A 23,987-nucleotide genomic window follows, 5' to 3' on the forward strand; every position below is an offset into this window, starting at 1 on the left:
CCCCGACGGGGTGACGGGCTCGGACTGGGACGACGCCGACTCCCAGACCACCGAGCCGGTGCGCCGGGACCCCGGCCCCGCCGAGCCGTCACCGCAGAGGAGCGCCGTCCCCGACTGGCCGCCGCCCGCCGTGGGCAGTGAACCGGTCTCAGTGGACGACCCCGACCTGTGCGTCTGGTGCCCCGGACGGGTCGTGGACGGGTACTGCGAGAAGTGCGGCTTCCTCCAGCCCACCGGCCGGGACCACGTCGAGGTGCGCACCCGGCGCGCCTTCGGCGTCAGCGACCGGGGCCTGCGGCACAGACGCAACGAGGACGCCATGGCCGTCCGGGTCGTCGAGGACGACGCGCCGCACGCCGCCGGCACCGTCGTGGCCGTCGTCTGCGACGGTGTGTCCAGCTCCCCCCGCTCCGACGAGGCCTCCCGGGTCACCGCCGAGACGGGTGCGACCGTGCTCGCCGAACGCGTGCGCCAGGGCGCGGACCCGCGCGAGGCCACCGCCACCGCGATGACCCGCGCGGCCGAGGCGGTGGCCGCGATCGCTGACTCACCGAGTTCCGCACCGGCCTGCACCTTCGTGTCCGCCGTGGTGGACCCGGACACCGGGGCCGTCACGGTCGGCTGGGTCGGTGACAGCCGCGCCTACTGGATCTCCGGCGGTCCGGCCTCCAGCGCCTCCGCGCTGCTCACCCGGGACGACTCCTGGAGCGAGGCGATGGTGCAGATGGGCGCCCTCTCCCGTGAGGAGGCCATGCGCTCGGCCAACGCCCACGCGCTCATCGCCTGGATGGGGGCGGATTCGGGGGAGATCGACGCGCACATCTCCACCGTCACCCCGACCGGCCCCGGAGCGGTCCTGCTGTGCAGCGACGGCCTGTGGAACTACTACCCCGAGGCCCGGGACCTGACCGAGGCGGTGCCCGGGGCGTCCAGCGCTCCGTGGGAGGCCTCCCGCACCTACGTCAGCCTCGCGCTGCGGGCCGGCGGCAAGGACAACATCACCGTCGTCGTCGTTCCCGTGCCCACCGACCAAGGGGGTTCCCGTGCCGGACAGGTCTGACCGCTCCGCCGAGCCCGAGTTCCGCGTCGAGATCGACCAGAACCCGTACCTGCCGCTGGGCGGGACGGAGGTGCACGCCGTGGTGAGCGTGACCTCGAACAGTCCCGTGCTGGTGGGGTCGTCCGTGCGGGCCTCGGAAGTGATCATCGTCGACACCTCCGGCTCGATGTACGGGGAGAAGATCAACGCGGCCAAGCGGGCGGCCCGCGCGGCCATCGAGACCCTGCGCGACGGGGTCCGATTCGCCGTCGTCGCCGGGCACCGCGAAGCCGAGATGATCTTCCCCGAGAGCGCCCACCTGGTGGAGGTGGACGCCTCGACCCGGGCGGCGGCTCTGGAGGCAGTGGGACGGCTGCGCGCCGACGGCGGCACGCGCATGGGGGCCTGGCTGCTCAAGGCGGCCGAGCTCTTCGACACCGCGGACGACGGCATCCGGCACGCCATCCTGCTCACCGACGGTCAGAACAACGAGATGTCCGACGTCTTCGAGCGGGTGCTCCGACGGCTGGAGGGCAGCTTCGTCTGCGACTGCCGGGGCGTGGGCACCGACTGGAAGGTGGAGGAGCTGCGCCGCATCGACGCCGCGCTGTTGGGCGGCGGCCCCGGCATCGTCGCCGATCCCGCCGACCTGGAGGCCGACTTCCGGGCGATGGCCCAGGCCTCCATGGGTAAGGCGGTGGCCGACGTGGCGCTGCGCCTGTGGACCCCGCAGAACGCCGTGGTGCGCTACGTCAAACAGGTGGCGCCCACCGTTCGCGACCTCACCCACCGCGCGGTGGAGCGGGCCGCCCAGGCCGGGGACTACCCCACCGGTTCCTGGGGGACGGAGAGCCGCGACTACCACGTGTGCGTGGAGGTGCCGCCGGGCGACCCCGGCCGCCAGCTGCGCGCGGGCTGGGTCCGGGTGGTGCTGCCCGGTGAGGGCGGCGCCCAGGACCAGGTCCTCGCCTCCGGGAACATCCTCACCGAATGGACGTCGGACGAGGACAGGGCCACCGAGATCAACCCCCGGGTGGCCCACTACACGGGCCAGGTCGAACTGGCCCAGGCGATCCAGGACGGGCTCGGCGCCCGTCGTGAGGGGGACGACCCGACCGCCACCACCAGGCTGGGCCGGGCCGTCGCGCTCGCACACGAGTCGGGCAACGAGGAGACCGCGAGGCTCCTCGGCCGCGTCGTCGACGTCGTCGACGCGGCCACCGGAACGGTGCGGCTCAAGCCCAGCGTCGACAAGGTCGACGAGATGACCCTCGACACCAACTCGACCCGGACCGTACGGACCCGCCCCCACCCGGGTGGACCGGGACCCGGCGGCGCCCCCGGACCCGGGTAGGAGGGACCATGCCCAGTTGCCCCTCAGGGCACCACTCCACGGCCGACGACTTCTGTGACGTCTGCGGACTGCGTCTCCAGACACTGTCGGTGCCGCCCCCCGCCCACCCCCCGACCGCGACCCCGCCCACCCCCCACCGGGCGCCCCCCAGGCCCCGACCGGCGACCCGGGGCGGCCCCTGCCCGGAGTGCGGCACGTCCCGGGCGGGCCGCTTCTGTGAGGAGTGCGGCCACGACTTCGCCTTCGCCTCCCAGTCCGGCAGCCACCAGCGGCGCCTCTCCGCGCCCGACAGCGCGCCCACGGGCGTGCACTGGCGGGCCATCGTCGCGGCCGATCCCGCCTACTACCAGTACATGGTCAACCAGGGCATGCTCGACCCGGGCCGGATCAGCTTCCCCTCCGGGGGCAAGCCGCGCCGGGTGAACCTCCAGGGCGACCGCGTGCACGTCGGACGACGCAGCCAGTCCAAGGGGTTCACTCCGGAGATCGACCTGGGCGGGCCCGGGGGAGACCCGGCGATCTCCCACATCCACGCGGTCCTGCTGGCCGGACCCGGTGACACCTGGTCGCTCCTCGACCCCGGGTCGACCAACGGGACCACCATCAACGGGACGGCCAACCCCATCCCCCGCAACGTGGAGGTTCCCCTGAATGACAGTGACCGGATCTACGTCGGCGCATGGACCGTCATCATCATCCAGAAGGGGTGAACCCCGTTGATGCCCCCCGACCCCGGCCAGCCGGCCAGGCGCCCGAAGAGCGGCGCCCCCACACCGCCGTCGGCCGTGCCCGGACGACGTCTCCGCACCTGGTGGCCGCGCGTGCGGGCGTCGACGCGGTCCACGCCCGCACGGGTGTGGACCCTGACGCTGCTGTGCGTGCTGGCCGTCGCGGGCCTGTTCGGTTCGGCGTCGGTGACGCTCAACCAGGCCCGTGGCGGTCTGGAGGTCCTGGACGAGGGCGCGGGGCGGCAGGCCATGAACACCACCGACCTCTACCTGAACCTGGCGGCGATGGACGCCAGTGTGGCGGACGTGCTGCTCATGGGCACCGACCACGACCTCGGGTCCGGGCGCGAGGCCGCCATGGACCGCTACGTCACCAGCCGTCGGGAGGCCAACGAGGCCCTGCTCCAGGTGGCGTCGCTGACCAGTCAGGACGGTGACGCGCAGGAGAACGCGCGGGAGAACGTGCAGGCGCTCATGAACGGGATGGGCGCCTACGAGCAGGAGGTCGGTAGGGCGCTCCTGATCAACCGGGAGGCGGAGGCGCCCCCGGGGGAGGTGGACGCTGAGGCGCTCGCCGAGTACAGCGACGCCACGCAGCGGATGCACACCGAACTGCTGCCCAAGGCCTTCAATCTGGGGTTGGAGTCCTCGGCGATCGTGCGGCAGAGTCACGAGGACGGCCAGGGCGCGGTGACGGGCGGGCGCGTGGTGGTCGGCGTCGTGGGAGCTGTGACGGTGGCGTCCCTCCTGGCGCTCCAGCTCTACCTGCGGGTGCGCTTCCGCCGCCGCTTCAACGCCCCGCTGCTGGTGGCGACGGCCGGGTCGGTGGTGCTGACCGTCGGTGCCGTCCTGGCGCTGAGCGGCAGCGCGGCCCACGAGCACCGGGCCAAGAACGACGGGATGGACGCCGCCATGGCGCTGTCCCGGGCCAAGGCCATCGCCACCGACATGCAGGCCGACCAGAGCCGGTTCCTGATCGACGACGACCACGCCGACACGTACCGGCAGGTGTACCTGGAACGGGCCCAGCAGGTGCTCTTCCGCCCGGTCAGCACGCTGCCGGGCTACTACGAGGCGGTCGGGGAGATCCCGGACGCCTACCCGGAGCTGCCGGGGTCCGGCGTGCCCGACGAGGAGGACCCGGGCACCCTCGGTTACCTGGGGGAGGACGCCCAGCGGGCGTTGCTGGAGGACCATGACGCGGAGAACGCCCTGGAGGAGGTGCTCACCACCTTCGTCGCGCTCCAGGAAGCGGACGAGAGCCTGCGTGAGGCCGTCGCCGACGGTGACACCGCGCGGGCCATCGACATCCGCATGCGGGTGGCCGACACCGAGAACGGGCTGTTCCGCCAGCACACGGACGCGCTGGACGTCCTGGTCAGCGCGCACACGAACGAGTTCGACGCGGGCATCCACGACGGCCGGTCGGCGCTGTCCCCGTGGGTACTGGGGCTGCCGGTCGGCGCCCTCGCGCTGTTCGCCCTGGTCGTGGTGGGGGTCCGCCCCCGACTGGCGGAGTACCGGTGAGCGCGGCGGGCGCCGGTTCGTCCGCACGCGCCGAAACCCCCCGAGAGACGAGGAGCGGGTCGATGTGGTTGCGAGGAGGCCGCGGCCGGGCCGTGGCGGCTCTGTGTGCCGTGGCGGTGATGGCGCTGCCCGCCTGCTCGGCGGAGGGAGGAGAGGACCCGCCCCTGCGGTCCCTCCTCGACAAGACGTCGATCACGGTCGGGGTCAAGGCCGACCAGCCCGGCGTGGGGCTGAGGAACGGCGAGGAGTTCGAGGGGTTCGACGTGGACGTGGTGAACCACATCGCCGAGGAGCTGGGAATCGACCACGTGCGGTTGGTGCCCATCACGTCCGACGTGCGCGAGGAGAGGCTGGTGGACGGTGACGTGGACATGGTCGTGGCGACCTACTCCATCACCGCCGAACGCAAGCTCGACGTGACCTTCGCGGGCCCCTACTACGTGGCCAGGCAGGACATCCTGGTGCGCAGGGGTGAGCAGGGGGTGAACGGGGTGGCGGACCTGGAGGGGCGGGTGATCTGTCAGGGAGACGGCTCCAACTCCGCCAGCCGGGTCGAGGAGGGCCTCGGTATCGACGTGGCCAAGGTCGAGAAGCCGGAAACCTACAGTGACTGCGTCGACATGCTCAGAGCGGGCGAGGTCGACGCCGTGTCCACGGACGACCTGATCCTCGCCGGGTTCCTGGACGAGGACCCGGAGGCGTTCGAGTTCGTGAACAAGCCGTTCACCGAAGAGCGGTACGGGGTGGGTCTGCCGAACGGAGACGTGGCGGGCTGCGAGGCCGTGAACAGGGCGATCGACACGATGTACCTGAGCGGTGAGGCCGGGAGGAGCCTGGACCGCTGGTTCGGCGGGACCGACCTGGAGCTGGTCACGGAGGTGCCCCAGTTCGAGGGGTGCGCGTAGGGGTCGTGGACGTTCGGCGGGGGCACCGAGTGGCCCAGGAGGGGCGTATGTCAGATACTGATCCCCGCAGGGGGCTTTGGGGGCAGAGAAGAGGAGTTGTCCGTTGACCATCGTCGAGTTCCTGAACGCGCGCCTGGACGAGGACGAACGCGCGTCCAGGGCCGTCCCCGTGGGTTCACGCGGCCGGGAACGGGCGCTGGCCGAGGTCGCGGCCAAGCGCGGGATCGTCCGGGGCTACACCGAGGCGCACGACGCGAGCATGCGCATCGTCGACCCCTCCTCCCCGGCGGCGAACGTCGGCGGCGACCCGTGGTCGGAACTGCTGGCCTGGCGGCTCGCGGTGAAGTACCTGGCGTCCGTGTACCGGGGGCACCCCCAGTACGACCGGAGCTGGGAGGAGTAGCCCGCTAGGCGGGCTCGGGGAGGTCGAGAAGCCGTTCCACGGTCTGGGCCAGGTCGCGCCCCTCGACGTCGGGACTGGGGAAGACCGACGGGAACCGCCCCTCCAGGTGCGCGGACCACCCTGTCACCAGCCCGGCCCGGCCGGCCCCCGCCGCGTCCCAGCCGTGCGCCGTGACCAGCCCCAACCGTTCCGGGGGCACCCCCAGTTCGCGCGCTGCCGCCAGATACGGCTCGCGCGCCGGTTTCCACGCCGCCGGGCCGCCGCCCCCGGCGAGGGGTTCCAGCGGTAGTCCGGATCGTTCCAGCAGCAGGCGGACGTGTTCGCCGTCGCCGTGGCCGAGCACCGCCGCCCGGACGCCCCGCGCGTGGGCGGCCTCCAGCGCCGAGGCGGCCTCGCGGCGGGGTTCGAGCCGGGTGATGCCGTCGATGATCGCGTCCTCGGCGGCCGGGGCGATCTGGTTCCCGGTGATGTCCCGCAGGGACCCCCGGGCCACGTCCTCGAAGGTGCGTTCCCCGCCCAGCAGGGACAGGGCGAAGGCGTCCCGCAGCAGGTGGTCGCACCAGCGGGTCATGAGCACCCGGGGGATGCCCGCCTCACGGAACCGCCACTCCAGCGGGCCGAGCGGGAAGAGGGTGTCGAGGGCGTCGAGGACGAGGGCGGCGGGACGGACGGGACCACGGGTGTGAGGGGGCACGGGGCGCTCCAACTCGGTGGGGGCGTGTGGTTGCTGTCTACCCCGCCGCCGGGCTCAGAAGACGACGTAGCCGGAGATGTCGTCCTCAAGGTGGGCCGGGAGCTGGGCGCGGATGAGCGCGTCCGGCAGCGAGACGAACGGGGCGGACGAACGCTGCGCCACCAGGGCCTCGGCGTGCTCTGAGGTGAGGCCGGGCAGGCCGGCGATCGCCTCGGCGGAGGCCCGGTTGAGGTCCACGAGGCCGCCGTCATCGTAGCCCGTGCGCAGGTCGGGTCGGCCGATCCCCAGTTCACGGGCCAGGGCGGGGTCGTCCGCGAGCAGGGCCCGGGACTCCTCACGCCGCCGGGCGCGGTCGGCCGCCATCGCGCGCAGCTCCGAGTTGCCCCGGCCAGCGAGGGCTCCTGCCGCGGAGATGGGGGCCGGGCCGGTGGGCACGGCCCCGACCGGTTCGCCGCGCAGTCTCCGGTTCCGCTTGGAATTCACGCTGTAGATGTCGTGGAACAGGTAGGCCGTGGCGCAGAGGGAGTAGACGACGAGCAGGCCCCCGCTGACGTTCTCCAGGACGCTGCCCTCGGCGCTCGAACCGAACACCGCCAGGAGCGGCACGCACAGCGCCGCGAGGACCCCCGCCACGGCGGACCTGTGGCGGATTGCTACGTAGCCGAAGGTGAACAGGCCGAGAGCGCCGCAGGTGAGCAGGTTCGTGAGGAGGAAGCCCATCCCGCCGGGCCTGATGTCGCTGGCAGCCCTCGGCGGCTGCGGGGGAGGGGGCGGAGGGCCGGGCTGCACGTGGTGCGGCGGGTACGGAGGGAGTTGTCGCTCTCCGTGATCGGCGTGCTGTCTCTGGGGGTCGTGACCGCCGGGATGCCACCCGGGGCCAGGGGATGTGTTCGACATTTCCCAAGCTTATGACGTACTTTCCCCGCCGCGATGTGCAGGGTTCTCGCGAAAAGGCGCGCGGAGTCCCCGCCGTGGGTCAGCGGGCGGCGTTGAGCTGCGGAATCTGCTCCGCCGCCCACGGACTGATCACCCAGGGTGTGCGTTCGGCCAGTGTGGCCACGTCCGGCCAGGCCGCCCAGGTGAACTCGGCGACCTCGTCCGCGTCCGGGGCGGGGGTGTCCTCGGTGCGGGCCCAGAACACCGGGCAGAACTCGTTCTCCACGATCCCCTCGGCGGAGACCGCGCGGTACCGGAAGTCCGGCAGGGCCTCGGTGACCTCGGTCAGCTCGATCCCCAGCTCCTGGCGGACGCGGCGGCGCACCGCCTCCTCCATGGACTCGTCGGGAGCGGGGTGGCCGCAGCAGCTGTTGGTCCACACACCGGGCCAGGTGGTCTTGCCCAGAGCACGGCGGGTGAGCAGTACCCGGCCGTCCGGTCCCAGCACGTAACAGGAGAAGGCCAGGTGGAGCGGGGTGTCCTCGGTGTGGACGAGGGCCTTGTCGGCCACCCCCACCGGCTCGTGCGCCTCGTCCAGCAGGACCACGAACTCGCGTTCCGCACCGCCGCCGGCGGCCGTCTGCTGGCTCACGAAACTCCCCCTGCCCGTGGTGCCAGGGCCCCACGCGTCGATTCCCAGTGCTGGCTCACCTCCCATGGTCGCCTGTCCCCGTGACCGCTTCGCACCGACCGTCCGGTCCCGGAGTGCGCATAGGGTTCCTGGTGGCCCGGCAGGAGGCCACCAGGAACAGCGGCGGGATGCAGTGGTGACGGAAACGGTGACGCGGACCACGGTCGACGGGATCGACCCGGACAGACTTCGGGTGTGCCTGGAGGTGTTGGCCGAGGCGGAGGGGCTGCCCGTCGACCACGACGACTCCCTGACGCTCCAGCGGGGTACCGCCCGGCTGTTCAAGGCCCTGAAGGAGCGGCGGCGCAAGGAGCGCAACGCCGCCCGCAGCGCCCACGACAAGGCCGTGTTCGCCGCCACCGCCACGGCCGCCCCGGACCGGATCGACGACGAGACCAACGGCCGCGCGCTCACCAGCCGCGCCCTGGCCTCCGGTGAGGACGGCGCGGAGGAGACCGGTGGCGCCGAGGACGCCGGTCGTCAGCTCGCCGGGGTGCTGCGCAAGGCCCGCCCCTGTTACGTGTGCAAGCAGAAGTACCAGGAGGTCGACGCCTTCTACCACCAGCTCTGTCCCGAGTGCGCCGTCTTCAACCGGCAGCGCAGGGAGGCCCGCACCGACCTGACCGGGCGGCGGGCCCTCCTCACCGGCGGCCGCGCGAAGATCGGCATGTACATCGCGCTGCGGCTGCTGCGCGACGGCGCCCACACCACTGTCACCACGCGTTTTCCCAACGACGCCGTGCGCCGCTTCGCCGCGATGCCCGACAGCGACCAGTGGCTGCACCGGCTGCGGGTGGTCGGCATCGACCTGCGCGACCCCGGCCAGGTGGTGCGGCTGGCCGACTCGGTGGCCGAGCAGGGACCGCTGGACATCCTCATCAACAACGCCGCGCAGACCGTGCGCCGCTCGCCGGGCTCCTACGCGCCGCTGATCGCCGCCGAGTCCCAGCCGCTGACCGGGGAGGGCCTGCCCGAACCGCTGGTGCTCGGCGGGGTCCGCCCCCGCGAGCTGGAGGGCGCCACCGAGTCCGAGGTGGCCGAGGTCGCGCCGCACACGCTGACCCCCGAGATGCTCACCTCCCTGGCGCTGACCACCGGCGCGGCACACCCGGACCGGGCGCACCAGGCGGGCGCGATCGACGCGGGAGGCCTGGTGCCCGACCTGGCACCGGTCAACAGCTGGACGCAGCGGATCGGCGGGGTCGACCCCGTGGAGATGCTGGAGGTGCAGCTGTGCAACGTGAGCGCGCCCTTCCTCCTGGTGGACCGGCTGCGCCCCGCGATGGCCGCCTCCTCCGCGCGGCGCACCTACATCGTGAACGTGTCCGCGATGGAGGGCGTGTTCGGGCGCGGGTACAAGGGACCCGGCCACCCGCACACCAACATGGCCAAGGCGTCGCTGAACATGCTCACGCGGACCAGCGCCGAGGAGATGCTGGAGACCGACGGCATCCTCATGACCAGCGTGGACACCGGGTGGATCACCGACGAGCGGCCGCACCCGGACCGGGTGCGGATCGCCGCCGAAGGATTCCACGCGCCCCTGGACCTGGAGGACGGCGCGGCCCGCGTGTACGACCCCATCGTGCGCGGCGAGCTCGGCGAGGACCTGCACGGCTGCTTCCTCAAGGACTACCGGCCCTCGAACTGGTAGGCGTCAGGGTTCCAGGACCAGGCGCACCGGTGCGCCGACCCGCTTCTCCAGCCGGTCCACCGCCTGGGGCGCCTCCTCCAGGGTGAACCTCCCGCTGACGGAGCGGCTGAACTCCAGGCGGCCCGCCCGGACCAGGTCCACGAGCTGCACCACGTGCTCCGGTTCCGACCCGTAGTGGCCGAGGACCTGCTGGCGCAGGTAGCTGAACCGGGTGCCGTCGCGGACCTCCAGGGGCTTGTCGGTCAGCCCGACCAGCACCAGGCGGCCGTGCTCGCCGAGGACCTGGACGGCCTGTTCGCGCACGCTCGGGACCCCGGCGAAGTCGAAGGCGACGTCCAGGCCGCGTCCGTGGGTGAGCTGGCCGATCCGGGTGAGGAACTCCGGCGCTGTGGAGTCCAGTGCCACGTCCGCCCCGTAGTCCAGGGCGCGCGCACGGGCGTGCTCGTCGGGGTCGGCGGCGATGATCGGGGCGGCCCCCACCATCCGCAGGAGCTGCACGGCGTGCGCGCCCAGGCCGCCCACGCCCCACACGGCCACGGCCTCGGCCGGGCGCACGTCACCGGTGGCGGTCACGGCGGCCCAGGGTGTGGAGACGGCGTCGGGGATGATCGCGGCCTGCTCGAAGGGCAGCTCGTCCGGGATGGGCACCACCGTGGACTCACTGGCCAGCGCGTACTCGGCCCACCCGCCGTCGTAGTCCACACCCCTCGTGAGCACCTGGCCGTGCCGGTCGGGCTCACCGGCCTGGAGCGCCACCCGGTCGCCGACCCGGACATCGAACACCTCCGGGCCCAGTTCCTCGACCTCCCCGGCGACCTCGTGCCCCAGGGTGACGGTGTCCCCCTTGAGGTGGAGCGGGGTCAGACCGCCGCCGACGAGATGGGCGTCGGACAGGCACACACCGGCCGCCCGGACTCGGACGAGGACCTGGCCTGGGCCGGGGGCGGGCCGGGGGACGTCGGTGACCGTGAGGGTTCGGTCGGTGATGTTCAGCCGGGCCGCACGCATGGTGGCCATAGGTCGTTCCTCGCAGTCGTGTCGCAGGTGCCCATTTCCTCACCGATCATCACGGTTGGTGCTGGTGTGCGCACGGGGACGACACGGACCTCACGGGTCAGAACCCGCTCACTTTTTCGTCAAGCGGGCCGGGGTCAGTCCATGAGGCCGCCGCGGTACGCCCAGGCGGCGACCTCCACCCGGTTGCGCGCCCCGAGCTTCTCCTGCACCCGGGCCAGGTGCGTCTTGACCGTGCTCACGGTGACGTGCAGCTCCGCCGCCACCTCGGTGTTGGTGAGCCCGCGCGCGACCGTGCGCACGATCTCCAGTTCGCGGGCGGTCAGCCCGCTCTCGGCGAGGCCCTGCCGGGGTGCCCGGGCCGTCGAGAAGTGCTGGAGCAGACGCACGGTGATCTGCGGGGAGACCATCGCGTCGCCACGGGCGGCGGCACGCACCGCCTCGATCAGCAGAGCCGGTCCCGCGTCCTTGAGCAGGAACCCGACCGCGCCGCCCGTCAGCGCCGCGTGCACGTACTCGTCGAGGTCGAAGGTGGTCACCACGACCACCCGGAGCGGGTCGGCCACCCCCGGGCCGGCCAACCGGCGGGTGGCCTCCAGCCCGTCGATCCCCGGCATCCGGATGTCCATGAGGACCACGTCCGGGCGCAGCCGCTCGGCGAGCCGGACCGCTTCGATCCCGTCTCCCGCCTCCCCGACCACCGTGATCCCGTCCTCGGCGTCGAGCATGTAGCGGAACCCCGTCCGCACCATCTGCTGGTCGTCAGCGAGCAGCACCCGAATCGTCAACCCTGACCGTCCCCTCCGCGCCGCGCGGGGATGGTTCCCCGCACGGTCCAACCCTGCCCCACGCCGTCGGGTCCCGCGGACAGCTCTCCGCCGAGGAGCCGGGCGCGCTCGCCCATGCCCACCAGCCCGTGCCCGCCGCCCACCGGAAGCCCGGAGCCCCGGCCGTCGTCCTGGACGCGCACCTCCACCTCGCCGTCCAGGACCGAGACCACCACGCTCACCCGGGTGGCGCCCCGCGCGTACCGCAGCGCGTTGGTCACCGACTCCTGGGCGATCCGCAGCACCGCCGTGCCCACCTCCGGTGGCAGGTCCGGGACCGGTCCTGACACGTGCACGGCCACCTCGGGGCGGCCGGGCGCGGCCGGGGCGGCGAGCGCGTCCAGCCCCTCGGCCGGGCCGGGCGCGAGCGGGGCCTCCCCCGGCTCCCGCAGGCGGGTGACCATCCCCCGCATGGACTCCAGGGCCCGGGTGCCCGCCGCCTCGATGTCCGGCAGGGCCGCGCGCACCGCCTCGGGGTCGCGCTCGGCGATGTGCCTCAGGGCCTGTGTCTGCACCACGATCCCGGTGACCTCGTGTGCCACCACGTCGTGCAGGTCGCGGGCGATGGCGAGCCGCTCGGTCGCGCGGACGCGCTCCACGTCGGCCGTGCGCTCGGCCCGCCGCCAGCGCAGGTACAGACCGGGAGCCAGGCCGGCGACGACCGCCAGCAGCGCGGCGGTCGGTTCGAGGTCGAAGGGTTCCCGCAGGTGGTCGGAGTAGACGGCGAGGAAGGTCAGGACCATCACCACGGTGATCTGCCAGCCGCGGCACCGATACGCGGCCAGGGCGAGGATCGCCAGCATCCCCACGGCCTCGGACATGGTGATCGGGAAGCCGAAGATGCCCTTGGGCAGGGGCCACAGCAGCACCGACACGAACATCACGGCCACCGGCGCGACGATCCCGGCGGCCAGGGTCGCGAGTGGACCGGCCGAGGGCCGCGCGACCAGGGCGACCAGCAGCACGCAGAGAGCGCCGGAGACACAGCCCGCGAAGTCCATCGCGGAGGTCGGCGGTCCCATCCAGTCGGGGTGCGTGGGGATGGCCGACGCCGTCCGCAGATCCACGACCCACAGCAGGATCGTCCCCGCCGTCAGGGCGAACGCCACCAGGAGGGGGTACAGGCGCGACCGGCCGTCAGCGGTGGCGGAGAGCCTGTTCAGAGCCATGGTGTGGAGCATGGTGACCAGGCTAGGCCGTGGTCCGGCGGCGGTGCATCGGTCGAACGGACGACGCGCGGCGGGTGGTGGGGGCGGGGATGGGCCGAAAGGCTGACTCCGCACCCCTGGGGGTTCGACTGATCGGTCGATGTGCGGCGAGGGGCCGCCGGGGGACGCTGGTCCCAACCACGAGGGAGGACCAGTGACCACTGCATCGACCCCGGCCGGGGCCCCGGCCACCGCACCGCCAGGAGGTGCACCCGACGGCGGACCCGCGCGACGGGTCGCCCTGCTGGACGTCGCCCGCGCTCTCGCGATGATCGGCGTGGTGGCGATGAACGCGCCCACCGTCGTCTTCGCGGCCGAGCGCCTCGGGGAGGTCGAGCAGAGCACGCTCGCGTCGATCGTTGACGGGGCGCTGGGCCTGCTGATGTCGGGGAAGGCTCGTGCCCTGCTCATGGTGCTGCTGGGGGTGGGGGCCGTTCTCGCCTGGCGTTCCGCGACCCGGCGCGGAGGACGGCCGATGGCCGTCATGCTCCGCCGCTACGTGGTCCTGGGGGTGCTCTTCGGGGTGCCGCACCTGCTGGTGTTCCACGGCGACATCCTCACCCACTACGCGCTCACCGCGCTGGTGCTCGCCCCGCTGATGCCGTTCCTGCTGGCCGGGCGGGGGAACCGGCCCCTGTGGTTCGCGGTGGCCCTGTTCGCCACGGCCCCCTTCGCCGGGTTCGGCCTGGGCACGCTGTTCCCGGGCAGCCAGCTGGACATCCTGGTCACCCTCATCCCGCAGACCCTCGGGTTCTTCTGTGTGGGCGTGTGGCTGGCCCGCAGGCCCGAACTCGACCCCGAGCGCGCTGACGAGCCCACCCGGCTCCCGGCACGCATGATGTGGACGGGACTGGTGGGACAGATGCTCGGCCTGGTGGCCCTCTACGGCGCCGACCTGTTCTTCCCCATGGAGTTCGACTCCGACGGCATCCCGGTGATGGGTCCCGACGGCGTCCCGGTGGTCTCCCCGGGGTCGGACATGATGGTCTCCTTCGGCGCGAGCCTCGGCGGCCTGGGCGGCGCCCTGTTCTTCCTGGGACTTGTGTGGTGGCTGGTGAGGCGGGACCGGACCGGTGCCCGCGCGCTGGGCACGCTGGCGCCGCTGGGCCGGATGACACTCACCGTGTACCTGGGCAGCACCGCCGTGTTCCTGCTGAGCATGAAGCCGTTCGAGGGCGAGATCCCGCTCCTGGCGCAGTACGGGATCGCCGCCGCCTACTTCGTGGTGATGGCCCTGTTCGCCCGCTGGTGGCTGGGCCGCTTCAGGCTGGGGCCGCTGGAGTGGATCTGGCGCAGCCTCACCTACCTGCGCCCCATACCGATGCGCCGGATCCCGGAGGCGGTCACGTCGTCGCTCACCGAACCCGAGCGGGTCGTCAGCGGACAGGACCCGGCAGGGCGGCCCGGAACCCCCGGCGAGGTTTCGAGGGGCTGAGGCGCGGAGCGCTGCTCCGGGGCGGTCCCGGTCTTCAGCCCCCGGCCACCGAGGGCAGCAGCCGGACGTCCGAGCCGTCGTGGACCGGTGCCTCCAGGCCGCCCACCGAACGGCACTCGTCCTGGTCCACGAACACGTTCACGTACCGGCGCAGAGCGCCCTGCTCGTCCCTGATCCGACGGTCCAGGCCGGGGTGGCGCGCGGCCAGCGCGTCCAGCACGCCGCGCAGCTCGGTGCCGTCCTCGACCTCCAGCGGCACGTGGGTGGCGCCCTCGGCGTCGACCCGCAGCACGCTGGTCAGGTGCACGGTCACCCGCATCTCACACCTCCGTGGCCCGAACGCACAGGACGTCGGGCAGGTGGGCGGTGACGAGGTTCCAGCGGTCATCGTCGTCGGTGGTCGCGTAGACGTCCCCGGAACGGGTGCCGAAGTAGAAGCCGGGCACCCGTGCTCCGTCCGTGCAGGCGGCGTCGCGCAGGACGATCCCGAAGTACGGCTCCTCGGGCAGGCCCTCGTTGACCGCCCGCCACGTCGTTCCGCCGTCGTCGGTGCGGTAGGCCCCCAGCCGGTACCCGGCCGGCAGGTGGACCTCCTGGCTGATCACGGGGAAGTTCAGCGCCGTGTCCGGGTCGTGCGGGTGGGCGACCATCGCGAAGCCGAAGTCGGTGGGCAGCCCCTCCTCGATCCGGCTCCACCCGTCCACGGCCGGGTTGGCGCTGCGGTAGACCCCGTGGTGGTTCTGCGCGTAGAACGACCCGTCCGGGGCGGCGGCGACCTTGTGCACGCACTGGCCGTACTCGGGCTCCTCATCGGGGAGGAAACCAGCGGAGATACCCCGGTTGGTCGGCGTCCAACTGGCCCCGTCGTCCTCGCTCTGGTAGACACCCCCCGTGGACATGGCCACGGTGATCGCCTCGGGCGACTGACGGCCCGCGCCGAGCGTGCCGGGCAGGACCGTGTGGATGGCGGCGCCACCGGCGCCGGGCATCCAGTTGACCCGGTGCGGGTGGTCCCACAGTGCGCGGACCAGCTCGAAGCTGTCGCCCCCGTCCGAGGACCTGAACAGGGCGTGCGGCTCCACCCCGGCGAACACCGTGTCCGGGTCGGCGCCGAAGGCGAACTGCCAGGCGCGGGTCAGCGAACCGTCGGTGTCCTCGGGGAAGGCGATGGGCGGAGACGGCGGCTCGGTCCACGTGGCGCCGAGGTCGTCGCTGTGCCAGACGCTCGGACCGAAGTGCCAGCTCTCCGTCCCGGCGAGCAGCCGCTTGGTGCGCGGGTTGATCCCGACCGTGTAGACGGGGCTCATCCCCGCGTCGTTGGCCTCGTCCAGCCGGTGCGGACCGGTCACCTCCCATGCGCGCCGATCCTCGCTCCGGGCCGTGAACAACCCCTTGCGTGTGCCGATGACCAGGAGATATGCCATGACGAACTCCAAGGTGTGAGTCAGGTCTCCACTCTGGCACAGGGGGGCGGTCGTGGCCGGAAGGCGCGGGGCCGACCCGGCGGGCGGGGTGGCGGAAGCGTCAAAGGCGCGTCAGGAGGGGGTTGCGGACGCCTCGGGTAGTGAATAGTTAGGAACCCGAACGATTTACCGTGGGTGGCGAATTCGCACCTCGGGGAAATGGTGGCCCTGTTGGAGGGATAAGTTCTGTGTGGAGGGAACCCTTTCCGGGCAAGGGTTCTGCGGCGAGTGGAAGGCGGTTGTCGGTACCAGATCACTTTGCAATAAACTCCCGGGCCAACCGGTGTTCGCTCCGAGGTTTGCCCAAACCCCGGGACGCCGGTCACGTCCCGTCATCCAGCCCGGAAGACATCCCGCTCCTTCGGTCTCTCGGTCCGTTTCGGGACCACCGTCCCAATGGCCGGTCCCGCGTACCATCGAGAACCGAGTTCCCACTCGATAGGGTCGCCTCATGCACCACCCCCCGGACACGCTCCACGCTCGCAAACGTCGTAAGGCGAGGGCCACGATCGTGTCAGCAGCCTTCCAACTCTTCGCCGAACACGGATTCGACAACGTCACGGTCGCGGCCATCGCGGAACGCGCCGAGGTCGGCCGCACCACCTTCTTCCGGTACTTCGGCGACAAACAACAGGTGCTGTTCGCCGACGACAGCGCCGAGGTGGACCGCATGTGCGCCTACGTGCGCGAACGCGTGGACCGGAAGCCGGGGACCGATCTCGGGGCCGCGCTCGCCCTGCTCCGTGAGGCCGCTGCGGCCACGCGACCCCACGCCGCCCTGTCACCCGCGCACTCGGTCGTGCTGGTGCGACTCCTCCGGGAGAGCATCGACCTCAGGTCCCGCTACCTGCTCACCAGGCAGCAGAGGGCGCTCCGGCTGGCCGTGGCCCTGACGGAGGCCGGGACGGTGGAGGACGTCGCCGTCCTGGCCGCCCACACGGCGATGGCCTGCGATCTCACGGCGATGCGGCTCGCGGACAGCCCGGAGGCCTACCCCGCCCGCGTGGACGAGGCCCACGGGATGCTCCGCACCCTGGGGATGTCCGGGGAGTGACCGGATCGGGGCGCGACCCTCCTGCCCCGATCCGCACGCCCTGACACGGCCGTTCCCGGCACCCGTCCCCGGCCCGCACACCCGGACCCGGACCGGGCCGCGCGGGGGCCGACCGTGGCTCAGACGTCGTGCTCACGCACCAGACCGACGAGCCGTCGGCCGAAGCACGCCACCACCGCCAGGCTGACCGCGCCCACCAGTGCGTAGGGGGCACGGAGCGCGTCAGCCTGGCCCAGGGCGGGGGTCAGGGCGGCCACCAGGACACCGCCCGCCGCCATGCCCACGGCGCTCATGCCCCAGCTGACCGTGCGCATGGCGGCGTTCACCCTCCCGAGCAGGTGGTCCGGGGTGACGCGCTGACGGATCGACGTCATCGCCACCGCGTAGCCCAGGACGAGGCCGCCGCTGAGGAAGTACACCCCGGCCACCACCGGGGTGAGGGGGAGGAGCGCCACCAACGAGTAGAGCAGCCCGCTCCCGGCCAGGCAGAGCGTCGGCAGCGTCCCGTGCGGAAGGACGGAGCGCAGCCAGGAGACCACCTGCCCGCCGAGCACCCCGCCGATCGCGGCGAAGGCCATGAGTAGGCCGAACCCGGACGGTCCCAGCCCCAGCGTGTCCCGGACGAACAGCACCTGGGTGGAGAGCAGGGTCGCGTAGGCGGTGTTCACGAACACCGCGATGACCGCCACCGCGCGCAGCAGCGGCTGATCCCACAGGGCCCGCACGCCCTCGGCCACGTCCGCCCACACCCCGCGCGGTCCGCTCGGTGCTCTGGGAGCGGGGCCCTCCGCGAGTCCGGCGCCGACGGGTGCGGGGGAGGTCGCGCGGACCCTCAGGAGCGCGACCACCGACACCAGCAGCGCGACGATGTTGAACAGGAACGGCACGAACAGGCCCAGGGTCAGCACGAATCCCCCCAGCGGGCGCCCGGCGAACTCCTGCGCCACGATCGCCCCGGAGCGGACGTGCCCGTTGGCGCGCTCCAACGACTCCCGGGGCACGAGCGCGGTCACGGTGGTCTCGGCGGCGGTGTCGTAACAGACCTCCAGGGCGCCGAAGCAGAACGCGAAGGCCGCGAGCAGGGGGACCGAGGCCCAGCCGGAGAACACCACGAGGGCCAGCAGCGCCCACAGCAGCAGTCGCAGCGTGTTGGCGGAGACCATCAGGGTGAACCGGGGCAGGCGGTCCACGAGCACGCCCGCGGGGAGCGCCAGGAGGAGCCAGGGCAGCCGCCCGGCGGTGGCGACGGCGGCCACCAGGGCCGCGCTGTCGGGGGCCAGGGAGGAGGCCAGCCAGGGCACGGCGATCATCGCCACGCCGTCGCTCAGGTTCGAGGCCAGGGACGCGGACCAGAAGGCCCAGAAGCGACCGCCGAGCGGTGCCGCCGACGCCCGGGTCGTGGAGTCGGACATGGGGGACCGGCCTTCCGCACGCCGGTGTATCGGGCGGTTCCCGAGCGGGGCACCGGCACACGGCCCCACGCTAACCCGCCGCTCCCCTGCCACATCCGGGGGATGCGCGGGGGATCGGGAGCGCGAGGGGGCTGGATTTAGTAGGACGTCCAACTATATGGTGAGGGAGCCGCGGAGCGGGGAAGCTGGTGCGAATCCAGCGCGGTCCCGCCACTGTGACCGGGCAGAACACCCGGAAGTCAGGCCACCGCTCGCGGCCGGAGATTCGTGTGGTCCACGAGGATGGAGCGAACACGCATGGTCAGCGAGCTGACGCATTTCGTGCATGGCACCAACGTCCCGGGGCGGAGCGGCCGCTTCGGCGACGTGTACGACCCCAGCACCGGCCAGGTCCAGGCGAGGGTCCCCCTTGCGGACCGGGCGGAGACCGAGGCGGTCATCGCCGACGCCGAGCGGGCGCAGGTCGAATGGGGTTCCTGGAGCCCCCAGCGCAGGGCGCGGGTCCTGCTCAAATTCCTCCAGCTGGTCGAACCCGAACGCGAGTCCCTCGCCCGGGCCCTGTCCGCCGAGCACGGCAAGACCGTCGCCGACGCGCACGGCGACCTCCAGCGCGGACTGGAGGTGGTGGAGTTCGCGGCGGGCATCCCGCACCTGATCAAGGGCGAGTTCACCGACAACGCCGGGGCCGGGATCGACGTCCACTCCCTGCGCCAGCCCCTGGGCGTGGTCGCGGGCATCACCCCGTTCAACTTCCCGGCGATGATCCCGCTCTGGAAGGCCGCGCCCGCGCTGGCCTGCGGGAACGCCTTCATCCTCAAGCCCTCGGAGCGCGACCCCTCGGTCCCGCTCCGCCTGGCCGAACTCTTCCTGGAGGCGGGCCTGCCGCCGGGCGTGCTCAACGTGGTCAACGGCGACAAGGAGACGGTGGACACCCTGCTCACCGACCCCCGCGTGGCCGCCGTGGGCTTCGTCGGCTCCACCCCGATCGCCGAGTACGTGTACTCCACGGCCACCGCGCACGGCAAACGCGCCCAGTGCTTCGGCGGGGCCAAGAACCACATGATCGTCATGCCCGACGCCGACCTCGACCAGGTCGCCGACGCCCTGATCGGCGCGGGGTACGGGTCCGCCGGTGAGCGCTGCATGGCCATCTCCGTGGCCGTCCCCGTGGGCGAGGAGACCGCCGACGCCCTCGTCGCCAAGCTCACCGAACGCATCGCCGGGCTCACCGTGGGCGCCTCGGACGACCCCGAGGCCGACTTCGGGCCCCTGGTGTCCAGGGAGGCCCTGGACCGCGTGGACGCCTACGTGGGGCTGGGGGTGGAGGAGGGCGCCGAACTGGTGGTCGACGGCCGCGGACTCAAGGTCAAGGGCCACGAGGACGGCTTCTTCACCGGCGCCTCCCTGTTCGACCGCGTCACCTCCGACATGCGCGTCTACAAGGAGGAGATCTTCGGTCCCGTGCTGACCGTGGTGCGCGCGGCCGACTACGAGGAGGCCCTGCGGCTGCCCAGCGAGCACGAGTACGGCAACGGCGTCTCCATCTTCACCCGGGACGGCGACACCGCCCGCGACTTCTCGCAGCGCGTCAACACCGGCATGGTCGGCGTGAACGTGCCCATCCCGGTCCCGGTCGCCTACCACACGTTCGGCGGCTGGAAGCGCTCCGGCTTCGGTGACCTCAACCAGCACGGACCCGACTCCGTCCGCTTCTACACCCGTACCAAGACCGTCACCTCGCGCTGGCCCTCCGGGGTCAAGGAGGGCGCGGAGTTCACGATCCCGGTCGTCCGATGACCTCCGCGATCACCGACGAACAGCGCGCGCTGGCCGAGACCGCGCGCGCATTCGCCGACGAACACCTCGCACCCTTCGCCGTCGGCTGGGACCAGACCAAGCACTTCCCGGTGGACGTGCTCCGCAAGGCCGCCGAACTCGGCATGGGCGGCCTCTACGTCTCAGAGGACACCGGTGGCACCGGCCTGACCAGGCTCGACGGTGCCCTCGTCTTCGAGGCCCTGGCCACCGGCTGCCCGTCCCTGGCCGGGTACCTGTCCATCCACAACATGGTCGCCTGGATGGTCGACCGCTACGGCGACGACGAACAGCGCGCCCGCTGGCTCCCGGGGCTGTGCTCCATGGAGACCCTGGGCAGCTACTGCCTCACCGAGCCCGGCGCCGGTTCCGACGCCGCCGCGCTCAGCACCCGTGCCGTCCGCGAGGGGGACTCCTACGTCCTCACCGGCTCCAAGCAGTTCATCTCCGGGGCGGGCGTCTCCGAGGTGTACGTGGTGATGGCGCGCACCGGAGGTGACGGCGCCGCGGGGATCTCCGCGTTCGTCGTACACCGCGACGACCCCGGGCTGTCCTTCGGCCCCAACGAGGCCAAGATGGGCTGGAACGCCCAGCCCACCCGCCAGGTCCTCATGGACGGGGTCCGGCTGCCCGCCGACCGTCTCCTGGGGGCCGAGGGCGACGGCTTCCGCATCGCCATGAACGGGCTCAACGGCGGGCGCCTCGGCATCGCCGCCTGCTCGCTCGGGGGCGCTCTGGCCGCCCTGGAGGGGAGCACCGCCTACCTGGGGAGCCGGGAGGCCTTCGGCGCCCCGCTCATCAACGCGCAGGCGCTCCAGTTCCGGCTCGCGGAGATGGCCACCGACCTGGAGGCCGCCCGCTCCCTGCTGTGGCGGGCCGCCAGCGCCCTGGACGAGGGTGACCCGGAGGCCGCGCACCTGTGCGCGATGGCCAAGCGGTTCGCCACCGAGGCCGGGTACACCGTCGCGGACCAGGCCCTCCAGCTCCACGGAGGGTACGGCTACCTCACGGAGTACGGCATTGAGAAGATCGTGCGCGACCTGCGGGTGCACCGAATCCTGGAAGGAACCAACGAGATCATGAGCCTCATCATCGCTCGACGACTCACCGGGGCCGCCTGATGACCGGCGTGACCACCCCCGGGGAACCGACCCCGGACGACGCGACGGTGCTGCTGCGCGTGGAGGGCACGCTCGCCCGCGCCACGCTCAACCGGCCGCGCACCATCAACGCCCTGGACCACGCGATGGTCCGGGTGCTCGCGGACGCCCTCACCTCCTGGGAGAAGGACGAGGGGGTGTCGGTGGTGCTGCTCGACGGCGCCGGGGAGCGCGGCCTGTGCGCGGGCGGCGACATCCGCGCCATCCGGGCCAGCGCGGTGAACGGTGACCGGCAGGCTGCCGACTTCTGGCGGGACGAGTACCACCTCAACGCGCGGATCGCCCGCTGTCCCAAGCCCTACGTGGCCCTCATGGACGGTGTGGTCATGGGCGGCGGCGTGGGTGTGTCCGCGCACGGCGGCGTCCGTGTGGTCACCGAGCGCTCCAAGGTGGGCATGCCGGAGACCACCATCGGGTTCGTGCCGGACGTGGGCGGAACCTTCCTGCTGTCGCGGGCGCCCGGCGAGACCGGCACGCACCTGGCGCTCACCGGCACGCCGATCGGCGCCGCGGACGCCGTGTACACGGGCATGGCCGACCACTACGTGCCCTCCGAGCGGCTGCCCGACCTCGTCGCCGCGCTCACGCGGGCGGGTACGGAGGCCGAGGTCACCGAGGCCGTGGGCCGGTTCGCCGAGATCGTCCCGGCCGCGCCCCTGGAGGCCCGGCGCCGGTGGATCGACGCCTGCTACTCCGCGGACACCGCAGAGGAGATCGTGGCGCGGCTGCGCGACCACGGCGACCCCGAGGCGGCTCAGGCGGCCGAGACCATCGTGACCAAGTCGCCGACCGCCGTGAAGACCACCCTGGCGGCGCTGCGCCGGGCCCGGGCCCTGGACACCCTGGAGGAGGTTCTGGAACAGGAGTACCGCGTGTCCACGGCCGCGCTGGCCTGGCCCGATCTCGCGGAGGGCATCCGGGCGCAGGTGATCGACAAGGACCGGAACCCCCGGTGGTCCCCGGCCACGCTCGCGGAGGTGGACGACGCCGACGTCGACCGTGCCTTCGATCCCGCTCCGGACGGACCGGTCGGCCTCGCCGAACCGGTCGCCGTGACCGATGGCACCGGAGGTGCCCGATGACCGCGATCGCCTTCGTGGGGCTCGGCAACATGGGCGGGCCGATGGCAGCCAACCTCGTCACGGCGGGGCACGACGTCACCGGGTACGACCTGGTCCCCGAGGCGCTGGAGCGCGCCTCGGGCGCCGGGGTCCGGGTCGCAGGGTCCGCCGCCGAGGCGGTGGCCGGTGCCGACGTCGTCATCACGATGCTGCCGAGCGGCCGCCACCTGCTCACCGCCTACCAGGGCGGCTCCGACGCCGAGGGCGGCCTGCTGGCCGCCGCCCGTCCCGGCACGCTCTTCCTGGACTGCTCCACGGTGGACGTGGCCGACGCGCGAACGGCCAACGCCGCCGCCGTCGAGGCCGGGCACCGGGCCATGGACGCCCCCGTCTCCGGGGGCGTGACGGGCGCCGAGGGCGGGACGCTCACCTTCATGGTCGGAGCGCAGGAGTCCGACCTCGACACGGTGCGGCCGCTGCTGGACGTGATGGGCGCCAAGGCCGTGCACTGCGGCGGCCCCGGCGGCGGCCAGGCGGCGAAGATCTGCAACAACATGGTGCTGGGCGCCTCGATGCTGGCTGTGAGCGAGGCGTTCGTGCTGGGCGAGCGGCTGGGCCTGACCCACCAGGCGCTGTACGACGTGATGTCCACGGCCTCCGGGCAGTGCTGGTCGCTCACGACCTACTGCCCGGTCCCGGGACCGGTGCCCACCAGCCCGGCCAACAACGACTACCGGCCGGGCTTCGCGGCCGCGCTGATGGCCAAGGACCTGGGTCTGGCGGCCAGCGCCCTGGAGCAGACCGGGGTGGAGGCGCTCATCGGCGCCCGTGCGGCGGAGGTCTACCGGACCTTCGTCGAGGGTCTGGACGGGGAGCCCCGGGACTTCTCCGCGATCGTGGAGTCCGTGCGCGAGCGCTCCGGCCGGTCGGCCCCGGAGGCCGTCTCGGACTGAGTGGGGCCAAAGGCGGCCCGGGTGACCCGAGGGAACGGGCACCCGGGCCGTCCGACGTCGGGTGCACTGTGGCCGAAGTCGGTCACACGGGGAGGAACCACGGCCTGCCGGGTGGCGTCTCACAGAGAGTCAGGCTTCGGGACGCGGTGTCCCGGGCAGTCGTCACCCCAGCGTGGAGCTGAATCCCCCATGAACCCCAAACCCGGCGCTCTCACTGCCATCCAGGTCATCCTCTTCATCATGTCCGCCATCGCGGGCCTCGCCCTCCTGCTGGCCGTGGTGGGCGTGAGCGCCGTGAGCTCCGGGGAGCTGGAGAGCGCCACCGGAGTGAGCTCCGGGACCTTCTGGTTCCTGATGCTCGTCGCCGCCGCGACGACCGCCTTCTACGCCTACGTGGCCTCGACCCTGGGCCGGGGCGGGTACCGCACCCGGACCCTGGTGCGCGTGGTGGTGGGGGTCGGAGTCGCCTCCGCGCTGATCAACATGCTGAGCGGGGAGAGCGGAATCGTCGGCCTCGTGCTCATGGTCGTCGTCCTCGTCCTCAACGAGGGCGAGTCCGCCAAGCGCTGGTACGAGGAGACCGAGAACCCGGCCCCCCTCCGGGGCTAGTGACCGGGTCGGCGCCGGGGCGGTGTCCCTGGTGGTGGATCCCGAGTGGGGAACGTCCGATCCGGTCGCTAGGATCCAGACCCGGCGAGGACGGGCCCGGTCCGA

General features: G+C 72.6%; 23 protein-coding genes and 1 riboswitch. Of the genes, 14 read left to right on the forward strand and 9 right to left on the reverse strand.

Annotated elements, in window-relative coordinates; genetic code table 11:
- The 6 genes from D452_RS0103580 to D452_RS0103605 all read left to right on the forward strand — a co-directional run.
- A partial coding sequence (locus tag D452_RS0103580; protein ID WP_017542780.1) for a PP2C family protein-serine/threonine phosphatase occupies positions 1 to 1,060 on the forward strand: 1,060 nt, incomplete at its 5' end.
- Positions 1,044 to 2,393 carry a vWA domain-containing protein gene (locus D452_RS0103585; RefSeq protein WP_017542781.1) on the forward strand — a complete coding sequence of 450 codons (1,350 nt, stop codon included), beginning with the start codon at positions 1,044 to 1,046 and terminating at the stop codon, positions 2,391 to 2,393. The genes D452_RS0103580 and D452_RS0103585, both read left to right, overlap by 17 nt.
- 8 nt (positions 2,394 to 2,401) lie before the next feature.
- Positions 2,402 to 3,103, forward strand: coding sequence for an FHA domain-containing protein (locus tag D452_RS0103590; protein ID WP_017542782.1), 702 nt, complete (start codon positions 2,402 to 2,404; stop codon positions 3,101 to 3,103).
- A gap of 144 nt (positions 3,104 to 3,247) precedes the next feature.
- Complete coding sequence (locus D452_RS0103595; RefSeq protein ID WP_017542783.1) at positions 3,248 to 4,648, forward strand: hypothetical protein; 1,401 nt, start codon at positions 3,248 to 3,250, stop codon at positions 4,646 to 4,648.
- 62 nt (positions 4,649 to 4,710) lie between these two features.
- Positions 4,711 to 5,553: a glutamate ABC transporter substrate-binding protein gene (locus tag D452_RS0103600; protein ID WP_026128934.1), complete on the forward strand. Its 843-nt coding sequence runs from the start codon at positions 4,711 to 4,713 to the stop codon at positions 5,551 to 5,553.
- Between the two features lie 103 nt (positions 5,554 to 5,656).
- The gene (locus D452_RS0103605) at positions 5,657 to 5,956 is read left to right on the forward strand and encodes a DUF6221 family protein (RefSeq protein WP_017542785.1); all 300 of its coding nucleotides are present in this window, start codon (positions 5,657 to 5,659) and stop codon (positions 5,954 to 5,956) included.
- A gap of 4 nt (positions 5,957 to 5,960) precedes the next feature.
- On the opposite strand, the gene D452_RS0103610 is transcribed toward D452_RS0103605, so the two are convergent.
- The 3 genes from D452_RS0103610 to idi all read right to left on the reverse strand — a co-directional run bounded on the left by D452_RS0103610 (position 5,961) and on the right by idi (position 8,178).
- Complete coding sequence (locus tag D452_RS0103610) at positions 5,961 to 6,650, reverse strand: HAD family hydrolase (protein ID WP_017542786.1); 690 nt, start codon at positions 6,648 to 6,650, stop codon at positions 5,961 to 5,963.
- A gap of 54 nt (positions 6,651 to 6,704) precedes the next feature.
- Positions 6,705 to 7,370 (reverse strand): type II secretion system protein GspK, encoded by a 666-nt coding sequence (locus D452_RS0103615; protein ID WP_017542787.1) that lies wholly within the window; start codon positions 7,368 to 7,370, stop codon positions 6,705 to 6,707.
- Positions 7,371 to 7,626: 256 nt separating this feature from the next.
- Positions 7,627 to 8,178 carry an isopentenyl-diphosphate Delta-isomerase gene (idi, locus tag D452_RS0103620; protein ID WP_017542788.1) on the reverse strand — a complete coding sequence of 184 codons (552 nt, stop codon included), beginning with the start codon at positions 8,176 to 8,178 and terminating at the stop codon, positions 7,627 to 7,629.
- 175 nt (positions 8,179 to 8,353) lie between these two features.
- Here idi and D452_RS0103625 point away from each other — a divergent pair, with 175 nt between their 5' ends.
- Positions 8,354 to 9,871 (forward strand): SDR family NAD(P)-dependent oxidoreductase, encoded by a 1,518-nt coding sequence (locus D452_RS0103625; RefSeq protein ID WP_026128935.1) that lies wholly within the window; start codon positions 8,354 to 8,356, stop codon positions 9,869 to 9,871.
- Between the two features lie 3 nt (positions 9,872 to 9,874).
- Here D452_RS0103625 and D452_RS0103630 read toward each other — a convergent pair whose 3' ends face one another.
- The 3 genes from D452_RS0103630 to D452_RS0103640 form a co-directional block, all read right to left on the reverse strand.
- On the reverse strand, positions 9,875 to 10,888 hold the full coding sequence (locus D452_RS0103630; protein ID WP_017542790.1) for a zinc-binding dehydrogenase: 1,014 nt from the start codon (positions 10,886 to 10,888) through the stop codon (positions 9,875 to 9,877).
- Between the two features lie 134 nt (positions 10,889 to 11,022).
- Positions 11,023 to 11,673 (reverse strand): response regulator, encoded by a 651-nt coding sequence (locus D452_RS0103635; RefSeq protein ID WP_026128936.1) that lies wholly within the window; start codon positions 11,671 to 11,673, stop codon positions 11,023 to 11,025.
- Complete coding sequence (locus D452_RS0103640; RefSeq protein ID WP_017542792.1) at positions 11,670 to 12,893, reverse strand: sensor histidine kinase; 1,224 nt, start codon at positions 12,891 to 12,893, stop codon at positions 11,670 to 11,672. Before D452_RS0103640 ends, D452_RS0103635 begins: the two co-directional genes overlap by 4 nt.
- 181 nt (positions 12,894 to 13,074) lie before the next feature.
- Between D452_RS0103640 and D452_RS27640 the strand changes: the two genes are divergently transcribed.
- Positions 13,075 to 14,355, forward strand: a complete 1,281-nt coding sequence (locus D452_RS27640; RefSeq protein ID WP_239646316.1) for a DUF418 domain-containing protein — start codon at positions 13,075 to 13,077, stop codon at positions 14,353 to 14,355.
- 34 nt (positions 14,356 to 14,389) lie between these two features.
- Here D452_RS27640 and D452_RS0103650 read toward each other — a convergent pair whose 3' ends face one another.
- Both D452_RS0103650 and D452_RS0103655 read right to left on the reverse strand, forming a co-directional pair.
- The gene (locus tag D452_RS0103650) at positions 14,390 to 14,674 is read right to left on the reverse strand and encodes a MoaD/ThiS family protein (RefSeq protein WP_017542794.1); all 285 of its coding nucleotides are present in this window, start codon (positions 14,672 to 14,674) and stop codon (positions 14,390 to 14,392) included.
- 1 nt (position 14,675) lies between these two features.
- A complete protein-coding gene (locus D452_RS0103655; protein ID WP_026128938.1) occupies positions 14,676 to 15,779 on the reverse strand; it encodes a WD40/YVTN/BNR-like repeat-containing protein in 1,104 nt (367 codons plus the stop codon).
- 490 nt (positions 15,780 to 16,269) lie between these two features.
- On the opposite strand from D452_RS0103655, the gene D452_RS0103660 reads away from it, so the two are divergent.
- Positions 16,270 to 16,872, forward strand: a complete 603-nt coding sequence (locus D452_RS0103660; protein WP_017542796.1) for a TetR/AcrR family transcriptional regulator — start codon at positions 16,270 to 16,272, stop codon at positions 16,870 to 16,872.
- A 119-nt stretch (positions 16,873 to 16,991) separates the two neighbouring features.
- On the opposite strand, the gene D452_RS0103665 is transcribed toward D452_RS0103660, so the two are convergent.
- Complete coding sequence (locus D452_RS0103665) at positions 16,992 to 18,284, reverse strand: MFS transporter (protein WP_017542797.1); 1,293 nt, start codon at positions 18,282 to 18,284, stop codon at positions 16,992 to 16,994.
- A gap of 152 nt (positions 18,285 to 18,436) precedes the next feature.
- A riboswitch (adenosylcobalamin (AdoCbl) riboswitch) is annotated at positions 18,437 to 18,584 on the forward strand.
- Here D452_RS0103665 and D452_RS0103670 point away from each other — a divergent pair.
- The 5 genes from D452_RS0103670 (at position 18,582) to D452_RS0103690 (ending at position 23,882) form a co-directional block, all read left to right on the forward strand.
- On the forward strand, positions 18,582 to 20,081 hold the full coding sequence (locus D452_RS0103670) for a CoA-acylating methylmalonate-semialdehyde dehydrogenase (RefSeq protein WP_017542798.1): 1,500 nt from the start codon (positions 18,582 to 18,584) through the stop codon (positions 20,079 to 20,081). Its footprint overlaps the riboswitch before it by 3 nt.
- Entirely contained in the window at positions 20,078 to 21,220 is a 1,143-nt protein-coding gene (locus tag D452_RS0103675; protein WP_017542799.1) for an acyl-CoA dehydrogenase family protein, read from the forward strand. The genes D452_RS0103670 and D452_RS0103675 overlap by 4 nt, the downstream gene beginning before the upstream one ends.
- Positions 21,220 to 22,341 (forward strand): enoyl-CoA hydratase/isomerase family protein, encoded by a 1,122-nt coding sequence (locus D452_RS0103680; protein ID WP_017542800.1) that lies wholly within the window; start codon positions 21,220 to 21,222, stop codon positions 22,339 to 22,341. The genes D452_RS0103675 and D452_RS0103680 overlap by 1 nt, the downstream gene beginning before the upstream one ends.
- Complete coding sequence (mmsB, locus tag D452_RS0103685; RefSeq protein ID WP_017542801.1) at positions 22,338 to 23,273, forward strand: 3-hydroxyisobutyrate dehydrogenase; 936 nt, start codon at positions 22,338 to 22,340, stop codon at positions 23,271 to 23,273. The genes D452_RS0103680 and mmsB overlap by 4 nt, the downstream gene beginning before the upstream one ends.
- 189 nt (positions 23,274 to 23,462) lie before the next feature.
- Positions 23,463 to 23,882, forward strand: coding sequence for a hypothetical protein (locus D452_RS0103690; protein ID WP_017542802.1), 420 nt, complete (start codon positions 23,463 to 23,465; stop codon positions 23,880 to 23,882).
- The last annotated feature ends 105 nt before the right edge of the window (positions 23,883 to 23,987 follow it).

It is taken from the genome of Nocardiopsis prasina DSM 43845 (assembly GCF_000341265.1).
In the GTDB taxonomy this organism is placed as follows: Bacteria; Actinomycetota; Actinomycetes; order Streptosporangiales; family Streptosporangiaceae; genus Nocardiopsis; species Nocardiopsis prasina.